Below are 238 nucleotides of genomic sequence, written 5' to 3'. Positions count from 1 at the left end.
ACCAGGAGTAGGTGTTGTAGCAGGCGGAGTAGGTGGTTATCCGCAAGGTGTTCACGGTCACCATGTACATCACCATCACCAAGGCCAACATGGCCACCATGTACACCATCATCACCAAGGCCAACACGGCCATCATGGACATCATCATCAAGGCCAACACGGTCACCATGGACACCATCATCACCACGGCCACCACGGCCACCACGGCCATCAACAACAAGTACATCACCACGGTCAA

General features: G+C 54.6%; 1 protein-coding gene. It reads right to left on the bottom strand.

The genetic code is table 11. The features are described 5' to 3' along the window. A partial coding sequence (locus tag MR113_RS27900) for a hypothetical protein (protein WP_242257521.1) occupies window positions 1-238 on the bottom strand: 238 nt, incomplete at both ends.

This window comes from Bacillus cereus group sp. BfR-BA-01379 (genome assembly GCF_022663605.1).
In the GTDB taxonomy this organism is placed as follows: domain Bacteria; phylum Bacillota; class Bacilli; order Bacillales; family Bacillaceae_G; genus Bacillus_A; species Bacillus_A mobilis.
The sequence above is the reverse complement of the archived record's forward strand: the minus strand, read 5'-3'. Positions and strand labels throughout refer to the sequence as shown.